Consider the following 24,126-nt stretch of genomic DNA (forward strand, 5'->3'; position numbering starts at 1 on the left):
ACATTCTTGGGCGGGACATTCGCCTTCGCTCGGACACGTGAGAGTCGTGCGTCTCGGTGCGAGTGAATGCTGCTTAAACCGCCGACCGATTTTTAAGGTTTCGACCGTTTTCGAAGGACCTCCAGAACGGCCTGGCTGTCATCGGTAGCCACAACCGCTTCGTTCTTATAAATCACCTTGCCCTCGCGATCGATGACAAACGTCCACCGCTTGCTCGTCACCTCTCGAACAATGGAATAGGACTTGTCTCCAACCTTCGTATTCACCTTTTTTTCTTCCTTGGTGAACGGGACACCGAAGGCCTTGGCGATGGCTCCGTCGGTGTCGGCGAGCAACGTGAAATTGAGACTATGGGCCTCTTTGAATGCTTGATGGTTCGAAACCGAGTCACCGCTAACACCAACGACTTCGATCCCTTCGGATTGGAAATCCTTCATGCGATCGCGGTAGCTGCAAGCTTGCTTCGTACACCCGCCCGTTAGATCGCCGGGATAGAAATAGACGACCAAGTCTTTTTTGCCAAGCAACCGGCTGCTATCCCAAGGCTTGCCCGCGTCGTCCATCGCCTGAATTCGAGGCGCTCGCGCTCCGACTTGAACCCCCTGGGGTGCTGGAAAGTCCCCCCAAATTGCGGGGGACTGAAAGGAGGCAGGTTTGGGTTTCGTCTTCGGTGCAACGGCTTGATCGCGGTAAGCCTTCCATCGTCCGTAGAGCTCCGAGGCCTTTTTCCCCTCAGCGCTGGCTAGGTTTTCTTTCTCCGATGGATCGGTGTTCAAGCGAAAGAGTTCCAGTCGATCCGGGTCGTCCTTCTTCGAGTTCGGATTCGAATCGGACGAAGGAGATTCTTCGCCGTCAAAGCCCGCGTTTGCTTTACCGCCATTGACCACTAACTTCCAGTCTCCGACACGAATTGCTCCGGAGGTGGGTGCCGCATTGATCAAGATTTCGCGGTTTCCCAGGCTTTCGTTTTTCGAAATCGCTCCCCATATGTCTCGTCCATCAAGGGGGAGGCGTTGGGTAACGCTGGCTTTCGCCAACCGCAGCAAAGTGGGATAGAGATCCACCGCGTGCATCGGTTCATTGCAGACCGCGCCAGCCGGGAGTGTTCCTGGCCAAGTTGCGAAGGCGGCGACTCGCACACCTCCGTCGTAAACCGTCCCCTTGCCGGCTCGCAACGGTCCATTGCTGGTGACTTTGCCAGGAGAGGGACCACCGTTGTCACTGCTGAACAGGATGAGGGTGTTCTCTTTCGCTCCGGTACGTTCCACCGCTTCGGCGATCTTGCCGATGGCTTGATCCATCGCATGGAGCATCCCCGCATATTGCCTTCTGTTCCCCTGGAGATGATCAAACGGTTCCAAGTACTTCGCGGGGACTTGCAAGGGTGTATGAACCGCGTTGAACGGCACATAAAGAAAATAGGGCTTTTTGCCCGCGTACGCCTCGACGATCCGAACTGACTCCTTGGCGATCAATTCGGTACTATACCCTTCCTCGCGATCGACCGCGTCGTCTCGATGCCAATCGAATCCACCGTCGCGTTCGTGGGTGTTGTAGTCGATGGCGCCATTGTAGTGGCCATACTGGTGATGGAATCCGCGGCGGGTAGGCAAGTACTCGGGTTGAAAGTGCCCGAGATGCCATTTGCCAACGATCGCCGTTTGGTAACCAGCGGACTGAAGTCCCTGCGCGATGGTTTGCTCTTCGAGGGGTAGTCCGTGTTGTGCCCACGGTCTCACCACGCCGACTTGCAAGCCATGCCTCATGGGATACCGACCCGTCATCAGTGCAGCACGGGTGGGTGAACAGACGGGTTGAACGTAAAAATTCTCGAGAATTACACCGCTTTTCGCTAAACGATCGAGGTTGGGTGTAGGAATCTCGCTTTGATGCCATCCCACATCGCCCCAGCCCAAATCATCCGCGACAATCAAAACAATATTAGGGACCGTAGGCGAATCGCCATCCGCGTTCGATGCGGCCGATGCGGTTTGAAGACAGTATGGGCTGGTAAGCAGCAGCGCGAGCAAGCCGAACGAAACAGTCAGTCGGGCCACAAGACGCAGAACTGGCGGGAGCGACATTGGAAGGATCCTTGGTGAGGAATGAATCAAGGATCCTCAATATACGACATTCTCGCTGGGAAGTGTCCTATTCGTCTTCGGATTGCGTATCGCTCGAACGGTTTTTAATCAAAGTGACTTGGTTCCCAGGATCGTTGTACTCGGAGTGGGACATGAGCTCTCGCATTAACAGAACACCTCGTCCGCGGGGCTTATCGAGCCTTTCTTCGGAAGTGGGATCCGCTAAGTTGCGGTGGTCGAATCCTTCTCCTTCATCCGTGATTCGCATCCGTGCCTGGCCGACCGAGACTTCGAATTCCACCCGTACCTTCTTATCGACGATGCGTTGATTGCCGTGTTCGATTGCGTTGACGATGGCCTCCTCTAGTGCCATTTGGACATGGAACATGTCCCCACCTGGCCAGCCAGCCTTCTCCATGGCTTGCATCAGTTCTTCGATGATTTCGTGGGCGATCCCGAGATCGCTGGGAATCCATTTGTCCAGAAACCAAGTTTCGTCAATCGATGGCATAATGCCTCCGTCCTATCGAAAGGTCGTGACGCCTGCTCGTACCTTAGAGCTTGAAGGCCGCCATTGCATCGTCTTGCGTTGCCCGCAAATCGAACAATCGGTCCAACTTCGTAATCTTGAAAACCTCTTTGATCTCCGCGCGGAGGTTGGAGAGTTTCAAACGTCCCGCGATCCCCTTCACTTTGGTGTTGAGCGATATGAGCTTGTTCAAAGCAGCGCTGGACAAGAAATCGACCCCATCAAAGTTGAGCAAAATGTTCGGTCGCTTTTCAACGGTCACCAAGGCATTGAGCTCTTCACCCAATTGCTCGATGCTCCCGGAGTCCACGATTTTCTTGTCAACGAAACGAACGATACTGACGCCGTCTTCTTCGGTCACGGATATGCGGCGGTAGGTTGCCATGGTCTGTCCTGCTAAATCATTTCGGAAATGGAATTTCGAATGCTTAGATTAAACCAACGCGACGGGGGCATCAATCAATCTCCAGCCCGAGCCGATTCTTTTTCATGGTGAATTCCGGCAGAATCCCTCTATGATGCTTAATCCTCTCCACATCCACCACTGGCCCCTCCTGTCCCAAGAAAGTATCCCCATGCTCGCGATGCGAAACGTAGCGCCACCATTTTTCTGTTGCCCTCCCCTTTTCGATCGATTCCTGGCTCGGGTGAAAACCTCGGCTGCAGTCAGCATCGCATGGGTCGGCCTTGTCTCACTCTTTCCTGGCTCACTCATTTCCGGTTCTCTTGCTGCGGCCGATCCCGATCTTGGGTTTCAAACGCGGCACGGTGATGAAATCGTTGTCTGTGGACAACTTTACCGCATTGGAACACCTGTCAAACTCTGGATGGACCAAGGGGGTTATGACGCCTACCGAACCACGCGCCGCTTTTCCCCCTTCGATCAGCGAAGCTGGGAGAAAACGGTTGCTGACATGAAAGAGGGGAAGGTCGATTTTGTAACCAAGCCCCAGGAGTTGCATCCGGATCGATATGGTCTTCGGTTCGAGCGAGCATCGGCGACAGAGTATACCCCCGAGCAACTCGCGGAGATCCGGGGTGGCGGTTGGGATCTGAGCACTTTGCAAGAAAAAGTCGACCAATTCGTGTTGCACTTCGACGTATGCGGGACGAGTGCCCAGTGCTTCTACATTCTGCACGACAAACGGGGCCTGAGCGTTCACTTCATGCTCGATGTCGATGGCACGATCTACCAAACCCTTGACCTCAAAGAGAGAGCGTGGCATTCGACAAAAGCAAACGATCGGAGTATCGGTATCGAAATCGCCAACATCGGTGCTTACAGGCCCGACTCCCGCGACAACCCCTTTGCCAAGTGGTATCGAACCGACGAATCGGGCCAAGTACGACTCACCTTCCCCGAGAGTATCAAGGGTCGCGAGGCGCTCCTAGACAAAACACTTCGGCCTCGAAAACCAGAGCCAGTCAAGGGCTCGATCCATGGTCGAGACTATGTGCAATACGATTACACACCGGAGCAGTACGCGGCCTTGATCAAACTTTCGGCCGCGTTGAGTGACATCTTTCCGAAACTCAAACCCGATGCTCCACGCACCCCAGAGGGTAACATCATCGACCGAACGCTCAGCGACGAACAGTGGGCCTCGTTCTCCGGCATCCTGGGTCACTACCACGTCCAGTCCAACAAGACCGATCCTGGCCCGGCATTGGACTGGGAGTATTTGCTCGAAGGTGTTCGCACTCAGAAAGCTCAAATTGAAGCTGCTAGAGTGAATCCGGGCAGCAAGTAGTTCTAAGGTTGGAAATCAAGTGCACGCAACGGCGCTAAGTCGCAAAGCTCTAACTGGAATTCCTTGCGTCTTTGCGCCTTGGCGAGAGTTTCAAACTCAAATAAAACCGGGGCAAAACTTGAGCACCCGGCCCTGATTTGCGTTGAGCCTACCTCTCGCCAACGGTCAATACCGTCGACGTTCGCTATTTGCTGGTCATGCCACCAAAAAATGGGAACAGCTTGCGAATCTCCTCATCGCTAGGCTGGTGACCGTATTCGCAAATCTCGAATACTTCCGCATGACGAATCGATTTGGCTTTGTCAGGCCCGTACCATTTTTCGAGGGTCATGCGGAAGTCGTCTGCTTCCGAGGTCTGGCGGCGTTCCCAGCGTTCGCGAAGCCAAGCTCGCCGGGCTTCTGGTTGGTTCGCCGGCGGGGCCTTGGCCATCTGCTCGGCCGAGCCCAGAGCGCCCCCTTCAAATGTTTGCGATTCTAGCGCTAGCAAAGCATCCACTTTCTTTTCGAAGACTTCGTCGACGGCAACCGCGATGTCCCCTCGGAAAGGATAAGGCTTCTTGAATCGGTCGCTGCTGTAAAGAAAGACCGGATTCTTCTGCAACGGTTTGACGTCGGGACAAAAGAAGGGAACTGCCACCATATACGCGGCGTCTTGAACGAGAACTCCAACATAGCGGTGATCCGGATGGTAATCCCAAGGCCTATGGGAGATCACGACATCCGCATTCCACTCTCGAATCAATTTGGTGATCAGCTTTCGATTCTCCAGGGTGGGAAGAAGCTCTCCGTCATGGATGTCGAGAACCTCGTAGGTCACTCCGAGCCTCCGCGCTACTTCCGTCGACTCCGCGGTTCGGCGCTGCGCTAGAGCCCCTCCCGACATTTCCCAGTGGCCGATGTCTCCATTGGTAACCGACACGAGCTTCACCGCGTGCCCCTGCTGAGCCCACAGCGCCGCGGTACCTCCACTCTTGTATTCGGCATCATCCGGATGCGCTCCAAAACAGATGATGCGCAGCTTTTCGGTCGTGCTCTCTTGCGCAATCGCGTCCGAGCAGGAACAGAGAATCGAAATCAAAAGTGGCATCCAGACGCCGACCGAAATCGGGAATATTCGCATGATGAAGAATCCTGGGGAGGCTAGGTGGGAGATCCGGGGCTGCCCTGGCAGGCAAGGTCAACCCGAAGGAACGTTTCTAAAGTGTAACCGATCGGCGCAAGATTCTTTCGCATCGAGATTCTTTCGCACAAGAGGAGTTTCGAATCGCTAAACTGAGAACACGCCATCCCCGCAGTTCTTCGTTGCGACCTGTATGCGGGTGCAACGCACCTATCCTTCCTCTCGCCGATCGTCATCACCATGAAAACCAGCCGCTATTCTTTTCCCTGTACCACATCGCTCCGAGGTCACTTCACCCGCCTGCTTGCGTGGGGATGTTTGACTGTTCCACTTTCTTCCGATGCGTTTTCGCAGCGACGGGATGTGAACTACGACGAAGCCAAAATCGATATTGGCGTCTTGCCTGACCCTATGGTTTTGCCAAACGGTGCAAAGGCGACACGCGAAAATTGGAAGTCCCATCGCGAAGCGTTAGTCAAACTTCTTGCCGATCAACAGTTCGGATTCGCACCGAGCGGTGCCGTGGAATTGAAGTCGGAGGTCGTTGAAGAAGCGACGATGCACGATGGCAGGACGCTGCGTCGGCAAGTCGTTGTCACTTTCAAAACGCCGTCAGAGGAACATTCCGTCGATCTTGCGATCTTCCTTCCCAAGGGAACAAAAGTAAAAGGGACCTTCCTCGGGCTGAACTTCCAAGGCAATCATTCCATCGACGACGATCCTGCGCTTCGCATTCCAAAATCTTGGATCGCGAATAACAAAGACACAGGGGTAACAAACAATCAAGCGAACGAGCAAGGACGAGGCAAGCAATCGCGTCGGTGGCCGATTGAAGAGATTACGGCGCGCGGGTACGCCGTCGCAACGGCTTATTATGGTGATATCGATCCCGATTTTGATGATGGTTTTAACAACGGAGTGCACCGACTCTTTCCGGATCAGAAACCCGATGCGAATCACCCCAATCGATGGGGTACGATCGCGGCGTGGAGTTGGGGAATCTCTCGACTGCTCGATGTGGTTTCGCAACAGCCTGAACTCAACGAGACGAACTATGCCGTCGTCGGGCACTCGCGCCTGGGCAAGGCGGCATTGTGGGCAGGTGCGAACGACGAGAGATTTACGCTCGTCATCTCCAACAACTCCGGTTGCGGAGGAGCGGCACTAGAACGTCGTAACTTCGGTGAAACCGTGGCGATCATCAACAATTCTTTCCCGCATTGGTTCTGCGGGAACTTTAAGAAATACTCGAAGAACGAAAAAGGGATGCCTCACGACGCGCACTTTATCATTGCCAGCATCGCACCTCGCGCGGTTTACATCGCTAGCGCGACCGAAGACCAATGGGCAGACCCCAAGGGAGAACATCTGAGCGGGTTCTATGCTACACCCGTTTATAAAATGCTCGGACTCTCAGGTTTGGATAGCGAAACGCCTCCTGCTCCTGACACGAGTGTCGGTGGCAACATTGGATACCATGCTCGAACAGGTGCTCATGACATCCTATCTTTCGATTGGCAACGTTACATGGACTTTGCCGATCGCCAATGGAAGAAGTAAAGTTGGTGGCCTTGTTCAAAACTGAGAATTTCGTCGAAGAAATCCTCGTTCGCTTCGGATGATGACCGTTCGTGTCAATGGATGCAACGATAAAGATAAAGTCTCAAAGCTGACGATCGTTCGATCGATATCCAAGGTGTGAGCGAGCCTTGACCGTTTGGTCAGGACACGCTCTTCGAGTACCACCGCACCTTGAGCGTATCGAAGCCGTCGCGGCAACTTGAGTGATTTGCATCCAGGCCCTCCAAAAGATTTCGAAGCGAGTACGATGGCGAAGTTTTATGTTCAAAGCGGTTCCCTTCGGGGGATTGTCGATTGTTACGATGCAGAGTGCGCGGCGGTTTGGGCAGTTCATCGCATCATGTTGCGTGTACCGGAGTCGGTCGGCCTCGAACTTCTCGCATCCGACATCGACGAGGCGACGGAAGCAAAGTTCGGAGAAGCTATGTTTGAACTCGATGAAACCATCCGCGTGAGCGAGCAAGGCTTCGATCGCGAGGACGCTAGCAAACTGGATCTGCACCACGCTTTTGTTCAATGGCACCAGTTGAAGAAGGCAATCGACGCGATTTCGAAGAATTGGGATCGCAAACTGGGGGAATAGATCGTCGTTGTCAGCACCGAAAAGAAGCCTCCTCCGACCGACACCGTTTTAAAATGAAAACGGCGTCCGAACCCGACAAACCGACTCACGGCTCTATTTCTCCGGCTAGTGTGGCCAGTTAGAATGGAAGGTGCCTCGTTTAGGAAGGGTTTATCTTGTCGGCTGATTCGTCGCACAATCCATTCGGTTCCCAGGAGCCCTTTCGTCCTCACTTCAGTTTGGGGATGATTTTTCTTTTGCTGGTCGTCAACGCTGGAATTTGCATTTTGCTCCTCTTGGCGACGCGGGTACCCATGATCTCCGATGTCGTCAATGATTTTTGGGGGCTCCCCAAGTCGAGCCGAGGGGAAACCGACCGAACCACCCATCTCGTGTTTCTCATGGCCTGCTACGCGGCCCCCCTAGCGATGACAGCTGCCGTGTCTCTCGCCTATTCGCTCGCGGCAAAATGGATGCGGTCCCAGAGCGAGATGGATTCCGATGAGGACATTACCGACTCTCCCTTCGCTTGAGGCGTTGCATGCCAATCCCTTCCCACCGCCATCTTCAGTTCGAACCCTAGTGAATTGCCATGTCTGAAATTCTCCAAGCGATCGAGTTTCATTTGGGGCGGAAGATGAACGGGCACGACTGGAATTATTACAGTGTGCTTGGATTGGAGCCGACTGCGACGCTGGAAGAAATCAAGGCCGGGCTGAAGACATCTGCTGCCGCGTGGAATGCGTCCGATCGGAAAACCCATCCAGGTCGCGCCCAAAAAGTAGCCCAAATCCTTCGCGAAGCGCAAGCAACCTTGCTGGACGCCGAGAAGAAAGACGCCTACGACCAACAGCTGAGAACGCCATCCGAGCTAGAGTTTTTTTCCTTCGATCCGATGGCTTCGTTCGATCCGTCGCAGCTCCCAGCGCAGAATTTCCAGGTACCTTGGCATGAATCCGAAGCGCGGTTCGTGGGCTTGGTGGCCGTCATGGCGCCTGCACAGCGGGTGCCGGAACCTTTGCGAACGAATTGGACAGGCAATAACCCCGGGACCCCTTCGTTGTCCGCGGGAGCGATTCCGATGGTCGCTACCGGCCCCCACCAAGGAGCCGGTCCCTCTTCGTCCAATGCTGCCGCTCGCATCCAAGCACTCAAGCGAAAACGCCAGCGAAACCAGATCATCACCGTCTCGGCTATTTTGATCGCCGCCATCGGGTTTCTCTCCTACGCAGCGTTTCAGTTCGCAGCGAGCCAGAAACGATTGGCCAAGCAAGAAACGCCGCAGAACGTGGCTCCCACCGAATTGCAACGAGAGTTCGAAGAGGGGATGCGAGAGCAGGCCGCGAAGCAGGCGGATCAAACGCCACCTCCATCGGACTTACCGACCTTGCCAGTCGGCGATCCATCCAATTCGCCTCCGGATAACGCAGCGACCAACGATCCGGCCATGTCACCTTCTCCCTTCGATATCAAACCAATAGAATTGCCGGCAGACCTTGCCAAGCCCCCGGGCACGTTTGCATTACCCGATCCCGAAATGCCTAAGTCAGATGTTCCGGCCACACCGCAACCTGCTGAAACATCAAGCAACGCCGCGAACAAGGAGAAGTGGGTCGCGGCCATGAAAGGGGGGCGAGAAGCTCTCTCGAAAACCGATTTCGCGGCGTTTGCCAAAGCGATGGAATCGGCGGTCCAAATGCCGATGACGCCCGAGATGGAGGCCCAACAGAAACGCCTCGACCAGGTAGGTCAGCTTTATCAAATGGCGGTCGATGCCATGCGAGAAGCCCGATCCAAGACGCGAGGAACGGAGGAAATCACGGTCGGAAAGAATCTGGTCAATATTGTCGAAGTGACCGACGAAGCCATCGTTGTGCGCGTAGCCGGTAAGAACGAACGATACAGCTGGAATCAACTCCCGCTCGGTCTTGCCTTAGCCATGTCCGACTTAACCCTAAGCGATCGCGAACCAACTGATCTGGCTGCCAGAGCGGTTTATCTCTCCCTCGCCCCCAACAAAACTGGGCTCTATGATAAAAAGATCAAAGAGTTCTTCGACAAGTCGCTGGGGAAAGGAGAAATCCGATCGGATTTACCCCAAGTATTTACGGACTCCTACGAATAGGACCAAGCGGCCTCGCTACGGTTGACTTCTCGGTTCGAGATGGCAAAAGGGTTGGAGTTAGCAAAAGGTTTCAGCCACGATGGATTTAGATCAGACCCCTGCTCCGGCCAGCACGATACCTTCGGCGGCACCACCCGTGGGCTTCGGCACCCGTTGGCTAAAGCGGCTGATACTCATAGCGGTATTGGCGGGTCTAGCCATCGGCAGCTTGGTTTCGATCTCCTCCAAGCCTCAATTGTTGCCCCAGGCGGATCGAGTCCGAGGTACTCTGGATCCCTCGATCCGCGAGTTGGTCGATCAAGTCGACTTGGAAATGGAGCGGGTCATCGCGAGCGGAAAAATGGCTGCAGCGGAACCCGCGGACTCGCTCATACTGTGCCGTCGCCTCAGTTTGGCCTTGGTGGGTAACGGACTATCGCTCGAAGAAGTGCGAGCGTTGCAGCAGATCCCCGAAGAAAACCGAGCCACTTGGTGGCTGGATTACTTGCTGCGGGATCGTCGTTCCGCGGATTACCTAGCGGAACGTTGGACACGCGCGACGGTCGGAACGAATGTCGGACCGTTCCTTGTTTTTCGTCGCCGCATGTATGTCGAGTGGTTGGCGGATCAATTCAGCAAGAATATTCCATACGATCGCATCGTTCGCGAATTGATTACCGCAAAGGGAGCTTGGACTGACTCTCCGCAGGTCAATTTCCTCACAGCGACGATGGACGAAGGGGACGACAAACAACCCGACCTGATTCGACTGGCGGGACGAACATCACGTGCCTTCCTCGCACAGCGAATCGATTGCTTGCAGTGCCACGACGATTACGTCGGCAATGTCCCATTTCCCAACGATGCGACGCATGCACAACTCGCACCGACGAGGAGTGAGGAAGCGGTCGTTCGCGAAGGCTCCGAGATGCGGGAAGGGGCACAGGCAGACTTTCATCAACTCGCCGCGTTTTTTGCCGGTACTCGGATGGAGAATCCGTTCATCGGACTGCGAAATACGAATCGGCCTTACCGATACCAATACCTTCACGCAGTCGAAGAGACCGAAGTCCCCCCTTCCGTTCCGTATCTTCAGCATCTGCTACCCGAAAACGGATCCCCTCGAGACCGTTTGGCTAAGTGGGTAACGCATCCCGAGAACAAAGCATTTGCGAGAGCGGCTGTGAACCGAGTCTGGGCTATTCTCTTCGGGAAGCCATGGACTGCCACGATCGACAATATTCCCCTTAGCGGCCCATTCCCTGCCGGGATGGAAACACTTTCCGACGATTTCATTCGCTCTGGATATGATCTTCATCGCCTGATCCGAGCGATCGCTTCGACCAAGGCCTTTCAAAGGGACTCGCGCCTCCCAGGGAGCGAACCCGATCTTGAGCATGAAGCAGTCTGGGCGGTGTTCCCACTCACGCAGTTGAGACCGGAACAAGTCGCTGCATCGATCCATCAAGCGTCGCGCATCAAAACAATCGATGAAAGCAGTTCTATCATTTCCCGATTGGAACTCTTTGGTGGCGTGAACGACTTCACCAAAGAGTATGGCGATCGGGGGGACGATGAATTTCAAGCCAATGCGATCACCATCCCGCAACGCTTGTTAGTGATGAATGGAAAGTTCACTCGGGAACGCATCGAAGACAATCCCGTCATGAATGCGTCCACCCGAATCGCCAATCAAGCCAGAGACGACCGCTCGGCAATAGAAGCTGTCTTTCTGTCCGTGCTCAACCGATCCCCTTCCGAGCGAGAACTTTCCGCCTTCCTACAGCGACTTGAAGGTACGAAACGAAATGCGCACCGCCGAGTGGTGGAAGACATGTATTGGACACTCATGAACAGCACGGAATTTCTCTGGAACCACTGACTTCCATCCATTCCCTCCATCGACGGACCGTCAGCGCTAGACCAACGGCCCCTAACCTTGACCCGACACACTCCTCTTTACCTGCGAACCCACCCATGAATCCGAACAGCCCCTCGCAGATCGAATGCTTATCGTTCCATGCGATGCGGCGTCGGTCGTTTCTGCGATCCGCCACCGCCGCTGCAGGGCTAGGATACGCAAGCGGTTGGACGACGGTCGCAGAGGCCTTGGCGAATCCGGCGACATTGCAAGGGGCTCGAGCCAACACCAAGCCAAAGAGCTTGATCTTTCTTTGGATGCAAGGTGGGCCCAGTCAGCTGGAAACCTTTGACCCCCATCCCGACACGAAGATTGGCGGAGAAACCCAATCGATAGCCACCAGTCTGCCAGGGCTTGAGATATCCAATCTCCTACCACAAACCGCCGAGATCATGCATCAAGCCACCGTGATCCGATCGATGGTCTCCAAAGAGGGGGACCACGAACGGGCCACCTACACCATGAAGACGGGATGGCGACCTGATCCGACTTTGATCCATCCTTCGATCGGTGCGGTGCTATGCCATCAGTCCGAGAACAACGTTGAAATCCCACGTCACATTTCGATCTTGAGCGGGCAGTGGCCCGGACGGGGTGGCTATATGGGACCAGGTTACGATGCGTTTCAAGTTGGCGATCCCAAGTATCGTATCTCCAATTTGGAAAGCCGTGTCGATGCTGAGAGGACGGAGCGGCGATTGACCGATCTTTCCGAGTTGATGGAGTCGGAGTTTCGACGAGGACGTCTCAAGGACTTAGACCGTGTGCGCACGCAGCATGAAACGTCGACGACTCGCGCAACCCGTATGATGGAAAGCGAGCAAATCAACGCGTTCAAGGTGACGGACGAGCCTGCAGACGTATTAAAGAAATTTGGTGACACAACTTTCGGACGCGCATGCTTGGCCGCCGTTCGATTGGTGCAACAAGGTGTTCGGTGCATCGAAGTGGAATTGAGCGGATGGGACACCCATGCTCGCAACCATGAGTTTCACCGAAGTCGCTGCGAGGTTTTAGATGCCGCGATGGCCGCCTTGATCACGGAGTTAGAGACACGCGATCTTTTGAACGACACCTTGGTCGTTTGGGGGGGCGAATTCGGCCGAACTCCTAAGATCAATGTTGCAGAAGGTCGAGACCACTGGCCGAATGGATTTAGCACTGTTCTCTTTGGCGGTCCCTGTCGACGAGGTTACGTCCATGGAGCAACATCGCCAGAGCTACCGAGCGACGGCAAAAGCGGGATCGAAGGAGTTGCCGATCCCGTTTCTGTAGAGGATTTGCATGCGACCATCCTCTCGTCGTTTGGAATTGATTTCGCGCAAGAACTGCAAACTCCCATCGGGCGACCACTGGCTCTCAGCCAAGGAAAAATCTGCCGCGCGCTTCTGGCTTAGTTTGCGATCCTGCCCCTCAGTGTTTACAGTCCCATTTCCTTGAGGAGATGATCTGCACCGTACACGATGCCGGTGATCCAAAGAACGTATCGAACATCCACGCCGATGGAACGGCTGTAGCTTTCGTTCCAAGCGAAGTCGTTGATGGTCGCTTCGAACGTACGATCAAAGTTCACCGCGACCAATTCCCCTTTGTGATTGAGGACCGGGCTTCCAGAATTGCCACCCGTCGTGTCGGTGTTGTAGAGAATGGCGACCGGAACGTCCTTCAGCCGAGGATGCACAAAGGGTCCGAACTCTTTCTGTTTTGCTTTTTGTATCACCTCTTTTGGCGAAATGAATGGCTCGATGCCGGTCGTTTTTTCCAGTACTCCGCGCAAAGTAGATATCGGGGTTCGAATGACGGCGTCGGCCGGCGAATAACCTCGAACTCGTCCATACGTCAGTCGCAACGTTGCGTTCGCGTCCGGAACGAAGGCGTCGGCTTGGAATTTTTGCTTCACATCCTGAAGCTCGCCGTACAGCGGATTAAGCTTGCCCTCCCGCTCCTTATCCAACTCCCGCAATCGAAGGTATTCAGGATAGAGCGAAAGCATCGCTTGCAATGCGGGATCGTTAAGAGCGGACAATTGCTCTGGAGTCATTTCCAGGCACTTCACAGCGAAGCTGGCATCTCCAATTCTCGTAGAGGCCATCCAGGATTTCAAACTCTCGTCAGACGTATCGATCGAATCGAGCCATTTCACGATTCGCGGGGATAGGGAATCCTGCGGAAAGCCATTGAGGATATCGATGAGGCCTCGTAAGAAAATCCGATCCGTATCAGGATGCCAGTCAGCAATGTCCAATTGCAATTGCTTCGTCGTCAGTGGCAAGTTCCGATCCATGTAAGGTGACTCGCGTTCGAGGTCTTCTTTTTGTCTTTCATGGACCGCATCGACGATAGTGAAGGCAAACGAGAATAGACGGCATGCTGTACGAAGCTCTCGCAACGCGATCTCCTGCTTTGCCGAACGATTGATCTCAGCATAAACATCTCCAATTCGCTCCAAGACTCCTCCGAAACGTTTCTCAAGAGCTGGATCGGACGCGATGAACTTTTTGAGTTTCTCTTCCTCCTGCCGGCGTGTCTCGATCAGGCCGGTTCGGGTGAGGCCCAACAATTGGCCACGGGATCTCTTCTCAACATTGGCCAAGGACTTGTAACGCGTCGCATGGTTCAGCGCGACCGATCGATCTTGCGCTCCAGCCTTCTCCATCTCCTGCATTTGCCAACTGTAATAGCGAACGATTTCGGGAAGACGTATTTGTTGCTCGAACTCGAAATAGCTTGCGGTGCGCTGTCGAAGCGTTCGACCGGGATAACCCAGGATGAAGACAAAGTCCTCTTCCTCGGCTCCTTGTGGATTCACTTGAATGAAACGCTTCGGTCGATAGGGAATGTTGTCGGGCGAATATTCGGCTGATGAACCATCTGGTGTCGTATAAGCTCTCAAGAATGAAAAGTCACCGGTGTGGCGAGGCCATTCCCAATTATCGGTTTCACCGCCAAAAGCTCCCACGGATGCGGGCGGGGCAAAGACCAAGCGGATGTCCTTCAAATACGTGTATAGAAAAAGGACATAGGTCTTTCCGGTGAACATCTCCGCCACTTCGGCTCGAAGTCCCGGATGCTTGGTCTCCGCCTCTTTCTCAAGCTCCTTGCGTCTCTTATCGATTGCCTTGGTTCGGTCCGTGGCGGACATCGATGCGTCGACCGACGATAACACCTTGGCGGATACGTCTTCGTATTGCTCCGTGATGCGAACGGTGTAGCCCGCAGCCGGGAGCTCCTCCACGTGCGAACGAGAGACGAATCCGCTGGTCAGATAATCCTTGTCTGCCGTTGAGACTTTTTGAATGGCATCAAACGCGCAGTGATGATTCGTGATGATGAGGCCTTGGTCGGATACGAACGAACCGGTGCACCCATTCACACGGCAAATGCCATCGACCAAGCTGACTTGATCGGGATTGAAAATCTCGGAGGGTTGTAGGGCAAGCCCTTTTTGGGGCAATTGCAGTCGCTCCAACTCACTGATCGGATACATGCCTTCATCAGCGAAGGAGTTCGTCGCGAGACTTCCGATCCCAAGAGGGACGACGAGCAAACAACGTTGTACGACGGATGAGAAGGACCAGCGCGCTGCAGGTGCTATTCGGTTGAAGCTCGCAATAGATTTCATTGGCATAGTGATTCGGTTCGATTGTTTCCAGTTGCTATAACAAGTCGGTTCGAAGTGGGGAATGTATGGTATCACACTTCGATTCCAATCGTTTCCAATCGTTCGTCAAGCGGGTTTAGCAGGGAGGGCGATATAACGTACCAATTCTCCTGACTGCAGCTGCAAATCATCGATGGCAGCTAAGTCCAAGACGACTTGTTCGGAGCCCTCCGCAGCATTGCATTGGATGACGGTCTCAATCGCTAAGAAAGGGGGCGTCCCTCGCGCGACTATGGCGGGTGTGGAGCGATCGGCGAGCGGATCGTTCGTCCAATTAGCAAGCCGACTCTCAGCCACCGTTCGAATCCGCTCGGTAGAGCAAGCCACGACAGGCCCCGCATCGAAAATGTCGATCAGATTGTTTCGCTGGAATCCTTGCGCTTCGAGCATAGCGAGGGCCGGACGTGTTTGATCGTGTACTCGGCCGATGGCGTCCAACGCAGATCGCGGAAGGAGCTCGAGATAAATCGGATACTTGGGCATCAATTCTTCGATGAACGTTTTATCAACCATCGACAAAGAGTCCGCACTGGGGAAATCGATCTTGAAGAAATGGGCGCCGATCGCATCCCAGAAGGGAGAGTGACCTTCGGCATCCTGATAGCCTCGCATCTCGGCAATCGTTTGGCTTGCAAAGCGTTTGGGATGATTCGCCATGTAGAGGAATCGACAGAGACTTAACAGCTTCCCGCACCCACGCCCTCGATAGTCCGGTTGGAGAAACAAACTTCCGATTTCCGTCGGACCGTCGTGGACCTTTACCAGATGCAGCGAGTGCACCAGCATCTCAAGGCCGAGCGTGGTGGAGCTGGCGCGTTCGGTCTCCATCCGATACGAGTACTGCGGTTGGTATCCACCCGTTTTGGAAAAAATACAACTCGTTCCAATGATCTTGCCAACGCTCTGATCTTCGAGAGCAAACACATACGGCGCGCCTTCTGGCTTTTCCGATGTCCGCGAGAATGCAAAGGTCGATAGCTCCAAGCGATCCTGCAATGTCTCCTTATCGATCTGGAGGGATGTCATCCCTGCCGATGCCTGGCAGATCAAGTCCCAGAGGGCATCCAAATCTGCAGCGACCACTTGTCGAATCCGAAACATTTCTCACTCTCCTTGCGTTCGTTTTGATACACCGTGCTATCGATTTGATGGCAAACCATACTCGCCGGGAAATTCAGAAATCCGCTGTTTTTTTCGGTTTTTTCGATAGATTACCTGCCGAAAAGGGTGCCACCGGAGAGATGGCCCATCGTTTGCACTTTTGACCTAGCTTGGATTTTAGCAAGCTGGCTCATCAGTCGTGCTTATTGTGGATTGCGAGCATTTCAGTTGACGAAACTGTATCAAATTCGCATTCGATGATTCACAATAGGTACTCCAGCGATTCTCTCCAATGGTAGTACTAGCAAGAGGAAGTCATGCAGATTCTGAAGGTTAACAAACTCCGAGGTCCCAATATCTGGTCGAATTCGCCAGTGTTGGAGGCTTGGGTCGACCTCGAAGAGCTGAAAGATACTTCTTCGGAAATGATTCCGGGATTCAACGAGCGACTGATGGCATGGTTGCCAACGATGGTCGAGCACCGATGCAGTGTCGGAGAGCGAGGCGGCTTCTTTGTCCGTCTGCGGCGCGGCACCTACATGGCGCATATATTAGAACATATCACCCTCGAACTGCAGTCGTTAGCAGGCACTCCTGTAGGCTTCGGTCGGGCCCGCGAAACGAATAAAGAAGGTGTTTACAAGGTTGCGATTTCTTATCGCGAAGAGAAGCTCGGACTGGCTTGCTTAGACAAAGCTTTCGAGTTGCTGCAGGCAGCAGTCCACGATCGTCCGTTCGATGTCGACGCGGAAGTCGAGAAGCTTAAGGAATATGCGTACGACGTTTGCTTAGGCCCCAGTACCAAGGCGATTGTTGATGCCGCAAAAGCTCGCAACATTCCTTGGCGACGCTTGAACGAAGGAAGCTTGGTCCAACTCGGTTACGGTCATTTGCAGCGACGCATTTGCACCGCCGAGGCAGATACGACCAGCGCCATCGCGGAGTCGATCGCCCAAGATAAAGATCTTACCCGAATGCTCCTCAAAACCATTGGCGTACCGACCCCCGAGGGACAACCCGTCGAAAGCGCTGAAGAGGCTTGGGAGGTCGCCCAGGACATCGGGTTGCCTGTGGTGATCAAACCGCAGTACGGAAACCATGGTCGCGGAGTTGCGACGAATCTTCAATCGCGAGAGCAAGTCGAAGCAGCCTATCGCGCGGCCCGTGAAGAAGGTAGCTCGATCGTTTGCGAACGTCATGCCCCAGGAGATGACTACCGCATCCTTGTCATCGGTGGTCGCATGGTCGCAGCGGCTAGACGAGAACCTGCTCACGTCATTGGAGATGGTCAGTCGACGGTTCAGAAGCTGATCGATGTCGTCAATGAAGATCCTCGTCGAAGCGATGGTCACAGCACGGTTTTGAGCAAAATCAAAATCGATGCCGTCGCGCTCGGCGTCCTCATGGAACAAGGCTTAACGCCTGACACGATCCCTCCGCTCGGAAAGAAGGTTCTCATTCGCCGAAACGCGAACTTGAGCACCGGGGGAACGGCGGCAGACGTTACCGATATCGTACACCCCGATGTGGCGAGACAGTGTGTCGAGGCGGCGCGTGTCATTGGTTTGGACATTGCCGGTGTCGACGTGGTCGCACAAGACATCACACAACCGCTGCAGGGACAACGAGGCGTGATCGTCGAAATCAACGCTGGTCCCGGACTGCGCATGCACATTGAACCTTCGTCCGGCCAAGGCCGACCGGTTGGCGAAGCGATCATCGACATGATGTTCCCAGAGGGGAACAACGGGCGAGTTCCCATCGTGAGTGTGACCGGCGTGAATGGGAAAACCACAACGACCCGGTTGGTTTCCCACATCGTTGGATGCACCGGCAAAAAAGTGGGGATGACCTGCACCGATGGTATTTACATCCACGGTCGACGTATTGATTCCGGCGACTGCAGCGGGCCACAAAGCGCCCGGTCGGTACTGATGAATCCTGCTGTCGAAGCTGCCGTACTGGAAACCGCACGCGGGGGTATCCTTCGAGAAGGCTTGGGATTCGACTTCTGCGACGTAGGAATCGTGACCAATATCGGCGAAGGGGATCATCTCGGTCTCTCCGACATCGAGACGCTCGAGCAACTAGCCAAGGTGAAACGTTGCGTGATTGAGGCCGTCTCCAAAACCGGATACGGTGTCCTCAAAGCCAATGATCCTTACACAGCGGAAATGGCAGAACGTTGCAAAGGGGGCGTCATCTTCTTTGCGATCGATGGAAACGATCCGGTCTTATCCGAACACCGCAGCAAAGGTGGGAGGGCCGCGTTCGTGCGAGACAACGCCATCATACTCGCCGAGGGAACCACCGACTTTCCACTCTTGTCGCTGGAACGCATTCCCCTGACGCATAACGGCAGGATCACCTTCCAAGTCGAAAACGTCCTCGCAGCCGCGGCTGCGTGCTGGGGACTTGGTATGCCCTGCGAGCAGATTCGACTCGGACTGGAATCCTTTTCCGCGCACATGGACAAAGTTCCAGGCCGATTCAATTTGGTGGAGATGCATGGCGCCACCGTAATCGTCGATTACGGCCACAATGCTTCGTCGCTCATGGCGATCGCAGAAACCTTGGAACAATTCCCTCACGAACATCGGACCGTCATTTACTCGGCCGCTGGTGATCGGCGCGACGAGGACATGGTTCGGCAGGGCGAGATTTTGGCCAACCATTTCGATCGCATTATCTTGTACGAAGATCAATATCTTCGCGGTCGGCAACCGGGCGAGATCATGTCGCTATTTAAGAAAGGCATGGATGCGGGACGAAAGGTCAAAGAGATCCATGAAGTATCCGGTTGGCCCAACGCGGTAGATCGAGCCTTGAAATTGATCCGCAAAGGGGACTTGCTCCTCATGCAGGCAGATACGATCGATGAAGCTGTGCAATATTTGCAGCGAGCCTTCGAACACGAAAGCCTGGGGCGTGAAATCGATCTCGATTCGGCCATTCACAAACCTGCCGAAAAGGGAGCGCCGACCCCGCCTAAAACGTAGCGATACGAAGGTCGCAACGCTTCTTTCCTCAGGCTTTGCGTAGCCAGACGCACGCACAGCTTGCAATGGATGCAGAGGTCTTGAACTCCCTTCTCCGCAAATGCCCGAGAAGGGAGTTCCAATAACCGGACTCCACAGACAAGGATGCGTCGATTATCTGACCCGCGGTTTTCTTGATCCCCATCCGTCTTCCCTCCGCGCTTCTTCGCGATCTCCGCGGTTAACCCTTCTTCGGCGGATTGGTAATGCCACCCAACCAGCCCCCATCCCAGAGCTAATCAATCTTACTGCTGTTGTTTGAATTCAGACGTGAATCCACCCCGGAGTGCGCTGAGGATCGCGGAGATGCTCCCGAGTCGTTGTTGACGATGCGTGCCTTCCAACGCATTTGCGGAATGGTGGCCTTCTCTTGCATTCGGTTCTTTTCTTTGCGCCATAGCGCCTTTGCGAGAAACTGCCGGCAGGAAGAAGTGGCTCGCCAAGGCGCAAAGCTCGCAAAGGGAATACAGGAACGGATTGGTGATGCTTCCCGTCTAGGACAATTTTAAGAGCTAATCAATCTTACTGCTATGGATTGAATTCAGTGGTGAATCCACCGCGGAGCTTTTCCAGAGCAGCTGTTAACGATGCGTGCCTTCCAACGCATTTGCTGAATGGTGGCCTTCTCTTGCCTTCGGTTCTTTTCTTTGCGCCCTAGCGCCGTCGCGAGAAACAGTCCGCTTCGATCACCGTTCGTCAACTTCTCCAACCCCGAACATCTTGACAATTCGACCTACAAACATGGAGGTCGTTGAAGTGGTTATGTCTTGCGCGAGTGACGGTCCATGGTTGACAGCGATGCAGAGTACACACAGTGTTTTTGCTATTTGAGCGTGAAACCTTTGCATCGCGTTTACGGCTGTGAATCCGGCGTCGTCCATGTCTCGGAATCATCAGGTGTCCAATGCCTGTTGCCGCGTTTCTCAATCAAGCGATCTTCCATCCGATCCCACAGCGAGTTACATCCAACGTACATTCCGGGACGTTTGCAAGCAGAAATCGGTAGTTCACGGAACAAATCAGGCACGGTCGTTAGTTTGTTTGTGACGACGAAAAAAGGATCACTCACGTCGAGCGAACGAAGCATGGACTACCCAAGGCCGGTTGATCGAGGCCTGGAGTGCATTCGCTGGTTAGCTCACCCCTGCTCTGAACCGACAGGCTCGAGTATGGATCGATCCCTGAGGAACATTGGGAAGATGATGAGCGAATGGTACGAGTGAGAAAACACCTCCAACCTAGGACGCATTCTATCTGATCATTTCATCGATTACACAGCAGCCCAGGGGACACCGCAGAAATAAGCCAAACGTACAGAGAACAAACAGCGACATTGATAGAACGCAAAGTTCAGCGTAAAGAGAAAGCGGGAACACTAATTTCCACTCATTGGCACTAATCAAAAGACACGACCATCTTGTTGCTATTCCTTCATTAGTGGTGATTAGCGACGATTAGTGTTCTGCTCTCATGCAATCCCAGAAATGGATTGGTAGCGAAGCCATAGTGGAGTGCCCCAGTTTTCTGTACCAGGAGTTATGAAAGGTTTGGTTAGGTAGTTGGTAATGGCGTAGCCATCTCGTTGTGGTGGTTCGCTGGAGCGAGCGCAGCGAGCGAAGGCGAAGCTCCACAACGACGCGCGAACTCCGAGGGGGTTAAGTAGCCCAGCGAACTGTGCGGACGCTTCTCGTTGAAGTCGTTTTGCCAAGCCCTCGCCTTGAGTCGTGCATCTTGTTCGCTCAACAGTTCGGTCTGGCTCAGGTATTCATCTCGTAGTTTGCTGTTGAAGCTCTCGCAGACTCCGTTTTGCCAAGGTGAACCAGGCTCGATGTACAGCACCTCGATCCCCAGCGACGACAGCCAACGCTTGATCGCCGCTGATATGAACTCTGGGCCGTTATCACTTCGAATCCGCTTAGGTACTCCATGCATGGCGATTAGCTCCGCCAACGTGTCAATTGCATCCTCACTGGTAATGCTCCGGCTTGCCTTGATACTCAGGCACACCCGAGTGTATTCGTCAACGATGTTCAAGAAGCGAATCGTCTTGCCACCAACCGTCGAGGCTTGAACGAAGTCCCAGCTCCAAATGTCGTTCTTACAGCCCGCAGGCTGCAAGTGACAAGCGTTTGCCTTTTCCCCAGTGGCTCGCTTTAGTCTGCTTTTTCTTGGTACTTTCAAGCCTGCTGCTTTCCAAAGGCGATAGACTCGCTTCACATTGATCAGTTCACCACTGCGACGCAACAACTGTGTGATACGACGGTAACCCCAGCGTGGTCGCTCACGGACATAATCCAATATCTTCTTCGTCAGCCGCGCATCATCATCCTTGGGCTGCCCCACAAATCGCTGCGTCGATCGCGGTTGATCGAGCACTCGACAGGCACGACGTTCCGATACAGAGAACTTCGCTTGGAGCTGTTCCACGGCGGCTCGTCGTGACTCGGGGCTGGTCAGTTTCCCCTAGTGATCTCCTTCAGCATTTGGATGTCCAGTGCTTGCTCGGCAACCAACTTCTTCAGTCGTTGGTTTTCATCCTCAAGTTGCTTCAGCCGCTTGGCTTCCTCGCTCTTCATGCCCCCGTATTGGGATCTCCAACGCGACAAGGTCGGTTCGCTGATCTCGAGGGCCTGTAGTACCTCGCCGACACTCTTGCCCGCAGCGAGCATTGCATCAGCGTCTCGTAGTTTCTTCACAATCTGGTCGGCCGAATGCCGATTTCGCTTTCTCGTCATCAAAGTCCTCCTGCCGTTTGCGGCGATAGACTTTCATAACTCATGGATCAACTTTTGGGGAGCACTCCAATAGGTTATCGATCACATGTTCGATAGCACACGATTGATGGGAACTCAACGTTAGATCTCGAAACACCTGTCGCAATTCTACTGACAGAAAGAATCCATGTAAGTCCTGGGTTTGGGGCGGGAGCCATTCGAATAAAATCTGGCGACTCAGACCCGTGATCTTTGGTCGCTGTAACGACCGTTGTCACATTCTTCCACCCCCAAACCCATGGAGCTAACCAACATGTTGATTCTCGCTCTCGACCTCGGCAAATTCAAGACAATGTGCTGCTTTTTCAACACCAAAACACGCAAAGCTGAATTCCAAGTCGCTGCGACTGAACGCGATTATCTTGCCAAAGTCTTCGCGTCACGCAAAGTCGACCTTGTCGTCATGGAAGCTTGCGGCCCCTCCGGTTGGATCAATGACCTGGCCATCAGCCAGGGACTCAAAACTCTTGTTTGCTCAACCAACGAAGACGCTTGGAAGTGGTCCAACGTCAAACGCAAGACCGACAAAGACGATGCCCTCAAGCTCGCTCGAATGGCCTCGATGAACGAACTTAAGGCTGTGCACATGCCGTCTGAGAAACTTCGAGAATTCCGCTCCTTGGTCAAATATCGCAAGACGCTCGATCATCGCATCTGCAAGATGAAGTGTGCTATCCGCGCGTGGTTCGTTAATCATGGTATCACCATCGACTCGGGCGAGAAGGCCTGGAACACTGGCCGGAAGCGTATCGATTCATTCCGCAAGCCGCTATCGGAATGCGAAGACAAGGAACTGTGGCGAGCCGAACTTGATATCGAACTTACGCAGCTCGATGCACTCACCGCTCAGCATGACCTGGTGGTCAAGAAGCTTGAAGCAATCGGTAAGAACGATAAACGAATCGGACGTATCATGACGATCCCCGGCGTTGGACCAAGAACCGCTGAGATCTTGGTCGCTTGCATCGACGATCCGCATCGCTTCTCTAGCGGCCGCGAAGTGTCTGCCTATTTCGGGCTCGTACCACGCCAATATCAATCCGGTGAGACCGACCGAAACGGTCGCATTACCAAGCGAGGCAACCCATTAGCTCGAACCATCCTGGTCGAATGCGCATGGGCATCGCTGCGATACAATCCATGGGCCAAGTCCATCTACGAGCGAGTCTGCGGCAAGCAACGCACTCGCAAAAAGAAAGCTGCTGTGGCACTTGCCCGCAAGATAGCGGTCTTAGCCTGGGCACTGATGCGAGACGACAAAGACTGGGATCCGAAGCGCATGATTGACGTCACGGAGTCCTTCGGTCGCATGTCGCCTACCCTCAAAGCCACACTCTCCGAGATGAAGCCCAAGGAGAACAGTGACCAACGCAAGAGTCGCCTCCGACGCGAAGCTCGAGCCATTAGAGAGGCTGCGGCTGAGAAAAACGCCAAGGCCAGGCCGGTGAAAACCAAAGCCAAAACGATTGCAAAATCAGACAAGCCACGCAAGACAGCAGCAACCAAGTCTAGTGCAATTAGCAAACAAACACCAACCAAACCACGGCGAGCAAGAAAGCCCGTACCGGCTGCCTGATGCGTTTGACATCGGAGAACGAATGCGCCTTGCTCGCCAATTTACAAAACGAATCATTGGACAACCAGTATCGCGGGCTGATCATTCAGATCGGAGAACGAATTGGACCATGGATTCAACAATAACCCGACAACACCATTTTAACCACGGAGCCAGTGTAACCAGCGATTAACAGACAGCCATCAAGGAGAAGACCTACCCAATCGACTCAACACCCATCAAAACTGACACTGACGGTTCCATTAGGACATGAGCTTCGGCTCACGGAATCGTCAAACACGTCGCCCTAAAGAATGTGTCGTCGAACGGAAGGTAGCTTGCTGC

Annotated in this window: 18 protein-coding genes; 10 read left to right on the forward strand and 8 right to left on the reverse strand. The window is 54.0% G+C overall.

Translation table 11 applies throughout. The annotated features are described in order from the left end of the window. Positions 1-92: 92 nt before the first annotated feature. From VN12_RS09095 to VN12_RS09105, 3 genes are all read right to left on the reverse strand, one after another. Entirely contained in the window at positions 93-2,084 is a 1,992-nt protein-coding gene (locus VN12_RS09095; protein ID WP_146676524.1) for a sulfatase-like hydrolase/transferase, read from the reverse strand. Between the two features lie 67 nt (positions 2,085-2,151). Continuing rightward, positions 2,152-2,595, reverse strand: a complete 444-nt coding sequence (locus VN12_RS09100; RefSeq protein WP_146676525.1) for an ATP-binding protein — start codon at positions 2,593-2,595, stop codon at positions 2,152-2,154. Positions 2,596-2,638: 43 nt separating this feature from the next. Then, positions 2,639-2,998, reverse strand: coding sequence for an STAS domain-containing protein (locus VN12_RS09105; protein WP_146676526.1), 360 nt, complete (start codon positions 2,996-2,998; stop codon positions 2,639-2,641). 130 nt (positions 2,999-3,128) lie between these two features. Here VN12_RS09105 and VN12_RS09110 point away from each other — a divergent pair, with 130 nt between their 5' ends. Then, positions 3,129-4,364, forward strand: coding sequence for an N-acetylmuramoyl-L-alanine amidase (locus VN12_RS09110; RefSeq protein ID WP_146676527.1), 1,236 nt, complete (start codon positions 3,129-3,131; stop codon positions 4,362-4,364). Positions 4,365-4,548: 184 nt separating this feature from the next. Here VN12_RS09110 and VN12_RS09115 read toward each other — a convergent pair whose 3' ends face one another. Next, a complete protein-coding gene (locus tag VN12_RS09115) occupies positions 4,549-5,484 on the reverse strand; it encodes a PIG-L deacetylase family protein (RefSeq protein ID WP_205855237.1) in 936 nt (311 codons plus the stop codon). Positions 5,485-5,724: 240 nt separating this feature from the next. Here VN12_RS09115 and VN12_RS09120 point away from each other — a divergent pair, with 240 nt between their 5' ends. From VN12_RS09120 to VN12_RS09145, 6 genes are all read left to right on the forward strand, one after another. Next, positions 5,725-7,044: an acetylxylan esterase gene (locus VN12_RS09120; protein ID WP_146676528.1), complete on the forward strand. Its 1,320-nt coding sequence runs from the start codon at positions 5,725-5,727 to the stop codon at positions 7,042-7,044. Between the two features lie 268 nt (positions 7,045-7,312). Then, positions 7,313-7,648: a hypothetical protein gene (locus VN12_RS09125; RefSeq protein WP_146676529.1), complete on the forward strand. Its 336-nt coding sequence runs from the start codon at positions 7,313-7,315 to the stop codon at positions 7,646-7,648. Positions 7,649-7,803: 155 nt separating this feature from the next. Next, positions 7,804-8,160 carry a hypothetical protein gene (locus VN12_RS09130; RefSeq protein ID WP_146676530.1) on the forward strand — a complete coding sequence of 119 codons (357 nt, stop codon included), beginning with the start codon at positions 7,804-7,806 and terminating at the stop codon, positions 8,158-8,160. Positions 8,161-8,219: 59 nt separating this feature from the next. Then, on the forward strand, positions 8,220-9,752 hold the full coding sequence (locus tag VN12_RS09135) for a DnaJ domain-containing protein (RefSeq protein ID WP_146676531.1): 1,533 nt from the start codon (positions 8,220-8,222) through the stop codon (positions 9,750-9,752). Between the two features lie 79 nt (positions 9,753-9,831). After that, the gene (locus tag VN12_RS09140; RefSeq protein ID WP_146676532.1) at positions 9,832-11,613 is read left to right on the forward strand and encodes a DUF1553 domain-containing protein; all 1,782 of its coding nucleotides are present in this window, start codon (positions 9,832-9,834) and stop codon (positions 11,611-11,613) included. Between the two features lie 95 nt (positions 11,614-11,708). Further along, entirely contained in the window at positions 11,709-13,049 is a 1,341-nt protein-coding gene (locus tag VN12_RS09145) for a DUF1501 domain-containing protein (RefSeq protein ID WP_146676533.1), read from the forward strand. 23 nt (positions 13,050-13,072) lie between these two features. Here the strand turns inward: VN12_RS09145 and VN12_RS09150 are convergent, their stop codons facing one another. After that, positions 13,073-15,280, reverse strand: coding sequence for a S46 family peptidase (locus VN12_RS09150; protein ID WP_146676534.1), 2,208 nt, complete (start codon positions 15,278-15,280; stop codon positions 13,073-13,075). Positions 15,281-15,379: 99 nt separating this feature from the next. Further along, positions 15,380-16,414 carry an arginine N-succinyltransferase gene (locus VN12_RS09155; protein ID WP_146676535.1) on the reverse strand — a complete coding sequence of 345 codons (1,035 nt, stop codon included), beginning with the start codon at positions 16,412-16,414 and terminating at the stop codon, positions 15,380-15,382. A gap of 317 nt (positions 16,415-16,731) precedes the next feature. Here VN12_RS09155 and cphA point away from each other — a divergent pair, with 317 nt between their 5' ends. Then, entirely contained in the window at positions 16,732-19,413 is a 2,682-nt protein-coding gene (gene cphA / locus VN12_RS09160; protein WP_146676536.1) for a cyanophycin synthetase, read from the forward strand. A 1,590-nt stretch (positions 19,414-21,003) separates the two neighbouring features. Here the strand turns inward: cphA and VN12_RS09165 are convergent. Both VN12_RS09165 and VN12_RS26430 read right to left on the reverse strand, forming a co-directional pair. Continuing rightward, entirely contained in the window at positions 21,004-21,879 is an 876-nt protein-coding gene (locus VN12_RS09165; RefSeq protein WP_240491253.1) for an IS3 family transposase, read from the reverse strand. A 26-nt stretch (positions 21,880-21,905) separates the two neighbouring features. Beyond that, positions 21,906-22,187 (reverse strand): transposase, encoded by a 282-nt coding sequence (locus VN12_RS26430; protein WP_240491252.1) that lies wholly within the window; start codon positions 22,185-22,187, stop codon positions 21,906-21,908. A 292-nt stretch (positions 22,188-22,479) separates the two neighbouring features. Between VN12_RS26430 and VN12_RS09170 the strand changes: the two genes are divergently transcribed. Continuing rightward, complete coding sequence (locus tag VN12_RS09170) at positions 22,480-23,802, forward strand: IS110 family transposase (RefSeq protein WP_240491313.1); 1,323 nt, start codon at positions 22,480-22,482, stop codon at positions 23,800-23,802. Then, positions 23,802-23,927 carry a hypothetical protein gene (locus tag VN12_RS26625; RefSeq protein ID WP_256388109.1) on the forward strand — a complete coding sequence of 42 codons (126 nt, stop codon included), beginning with the start codon at positions 23,802-23,804 and terminating at the stop codon, positions 23,925-23,927. The genes VN12_RS09170 and VN12_RS26625 overlap by 1 nt, the downstream gene beginning before the upstream one ends. The last annotated feature ends 199 nt before the right edge of the window (positions 23,928-24,126 follow it).

Origin of the sequence: Pirellula sp. SH-Sr6A (assembly GCF_001610875.1) — a bacterium.
In the GTDB taxonomy this organism is placed as follows: domain Bacteria; phylum Planctomycetota; class Planctomycetia; order Pirellulales; family Pirellulaceae; genus JBKCUI01.

Excerpts from the sequence above, each read along its gene's own strand:
- VN12_RS26625 (WP_256388109.1), top strand. The coding sequence starts at position 23,802 with ATGCGTTTGACATCGGAGAACGAATGCGCCTTGCTCGCCAATTTACAA.
- VN12_RS09140 (WP_146676532.1), top strand. The coding sequence starts at position 9,832 with ATGGATTTAGATCAGACCCCTGCTCCGGCCAGCACGATACCTTCGGCG.
- cphA (WP_146676536.1), top strand. The coding sequence starts at position 16,732 with ATGCAGATTCTGAAGGTTAACAAACTCCGAGGTCCCAATATCTGGTCG.
- VN12_RS09145 (WP_146676533.1), top strand. The coding sequence starts at position 11,709 with ATGAATCCGAACAGCCCCTCGCAGATCGAATGCTTATCGTTCCATGCG.
- VN12_RS09095 (WP_146676524.1), bottom strand. The coding sequence starts at position 2,084 with ATGTCGCTCCCGCCAGTTCTGCGTCTTGTGGCCCGACTGACTGTTTCG.
- VN12_RS09125 (WP_146676529.1), top strand. The coding sequence starts at position 7,313 with ATGGCGAAGTTTTATGTTCAAAGCGGTTCCCTTCGGGGGATTGTCGAT.
- VN12_RS09110 (WP_146676527.1), top strand. The coding sequence starts at position 3,129 with ATGATGCTTAATCCTCTCCACATCCACCACTGGCCCCTCCTGTCCCAA.
- VN12_RS09170 (WP_240491313.1), top strand. The coding sequence starts at position 22,480 with ATGTTGATTCTCGCTCTCGACCTCGGCAAATTCAAGACAATGTGCTGC.
- VN12_RS26430 (WP_240491252.1), bottom strand. The coding sequence starts at position 22,187 with ATGACGAGAAAGCGAAATCGGCATTCGGCCGACCAGATTGTGAAGAAA.
- VN12_RS09115 (WP_205855237.1), bottom strand. The coding sequence starts at position 5,484 with ATGCGAATATTCCCGATTTCGGTCGGCGTCTGGATGCCACTTTTGATT.
- VN12_RS09120 (WP_146676528.1), top strand. The coding sequence starts at position 5,725 with ATGAAAACCAGCCGCTATTCTTTTCCCTGTACCACATCGCTCCGAGGT.
- VN12_RS09150 (WP_146676534.1), bottom strand. The coding sequence starts at position 15,280 with ATGCCAATGAAATCTATTGCGAGCTTCAACCGAATAGCACCTGCAGCG.
- VN12_RS09135 (WP_146676531.1), top strand. The coding sequence starts at position 8,220 with ATGTCTGAAATTCTCCAAGCGATCGAGTTTCATTTGGGGCGGAAGATG.
- VN12_RS09105 (WP_146676526.1), bottom strand. The coding sequence starts at position 2,998 with ATGGCAACCTACCGCCGCATATCCGTGACCGAAGAAGACGGCGTCAGT.
- VN12_RS09100 (WP_146676525.1), bottom strand. The coding sequence starts at position 2,595 with ATGCCATCGATTGACGAAACTTGGTTTCTGGACAAATGGATTCCCAGC.
- VN12_RS09155 (WP_146676535.1), bottom strand. The coding sequence starts at position 16,414 with ATGTTTCGGATTCGACAAGTGGTCGCTGCAGATTTGGATGCCCTCTGG.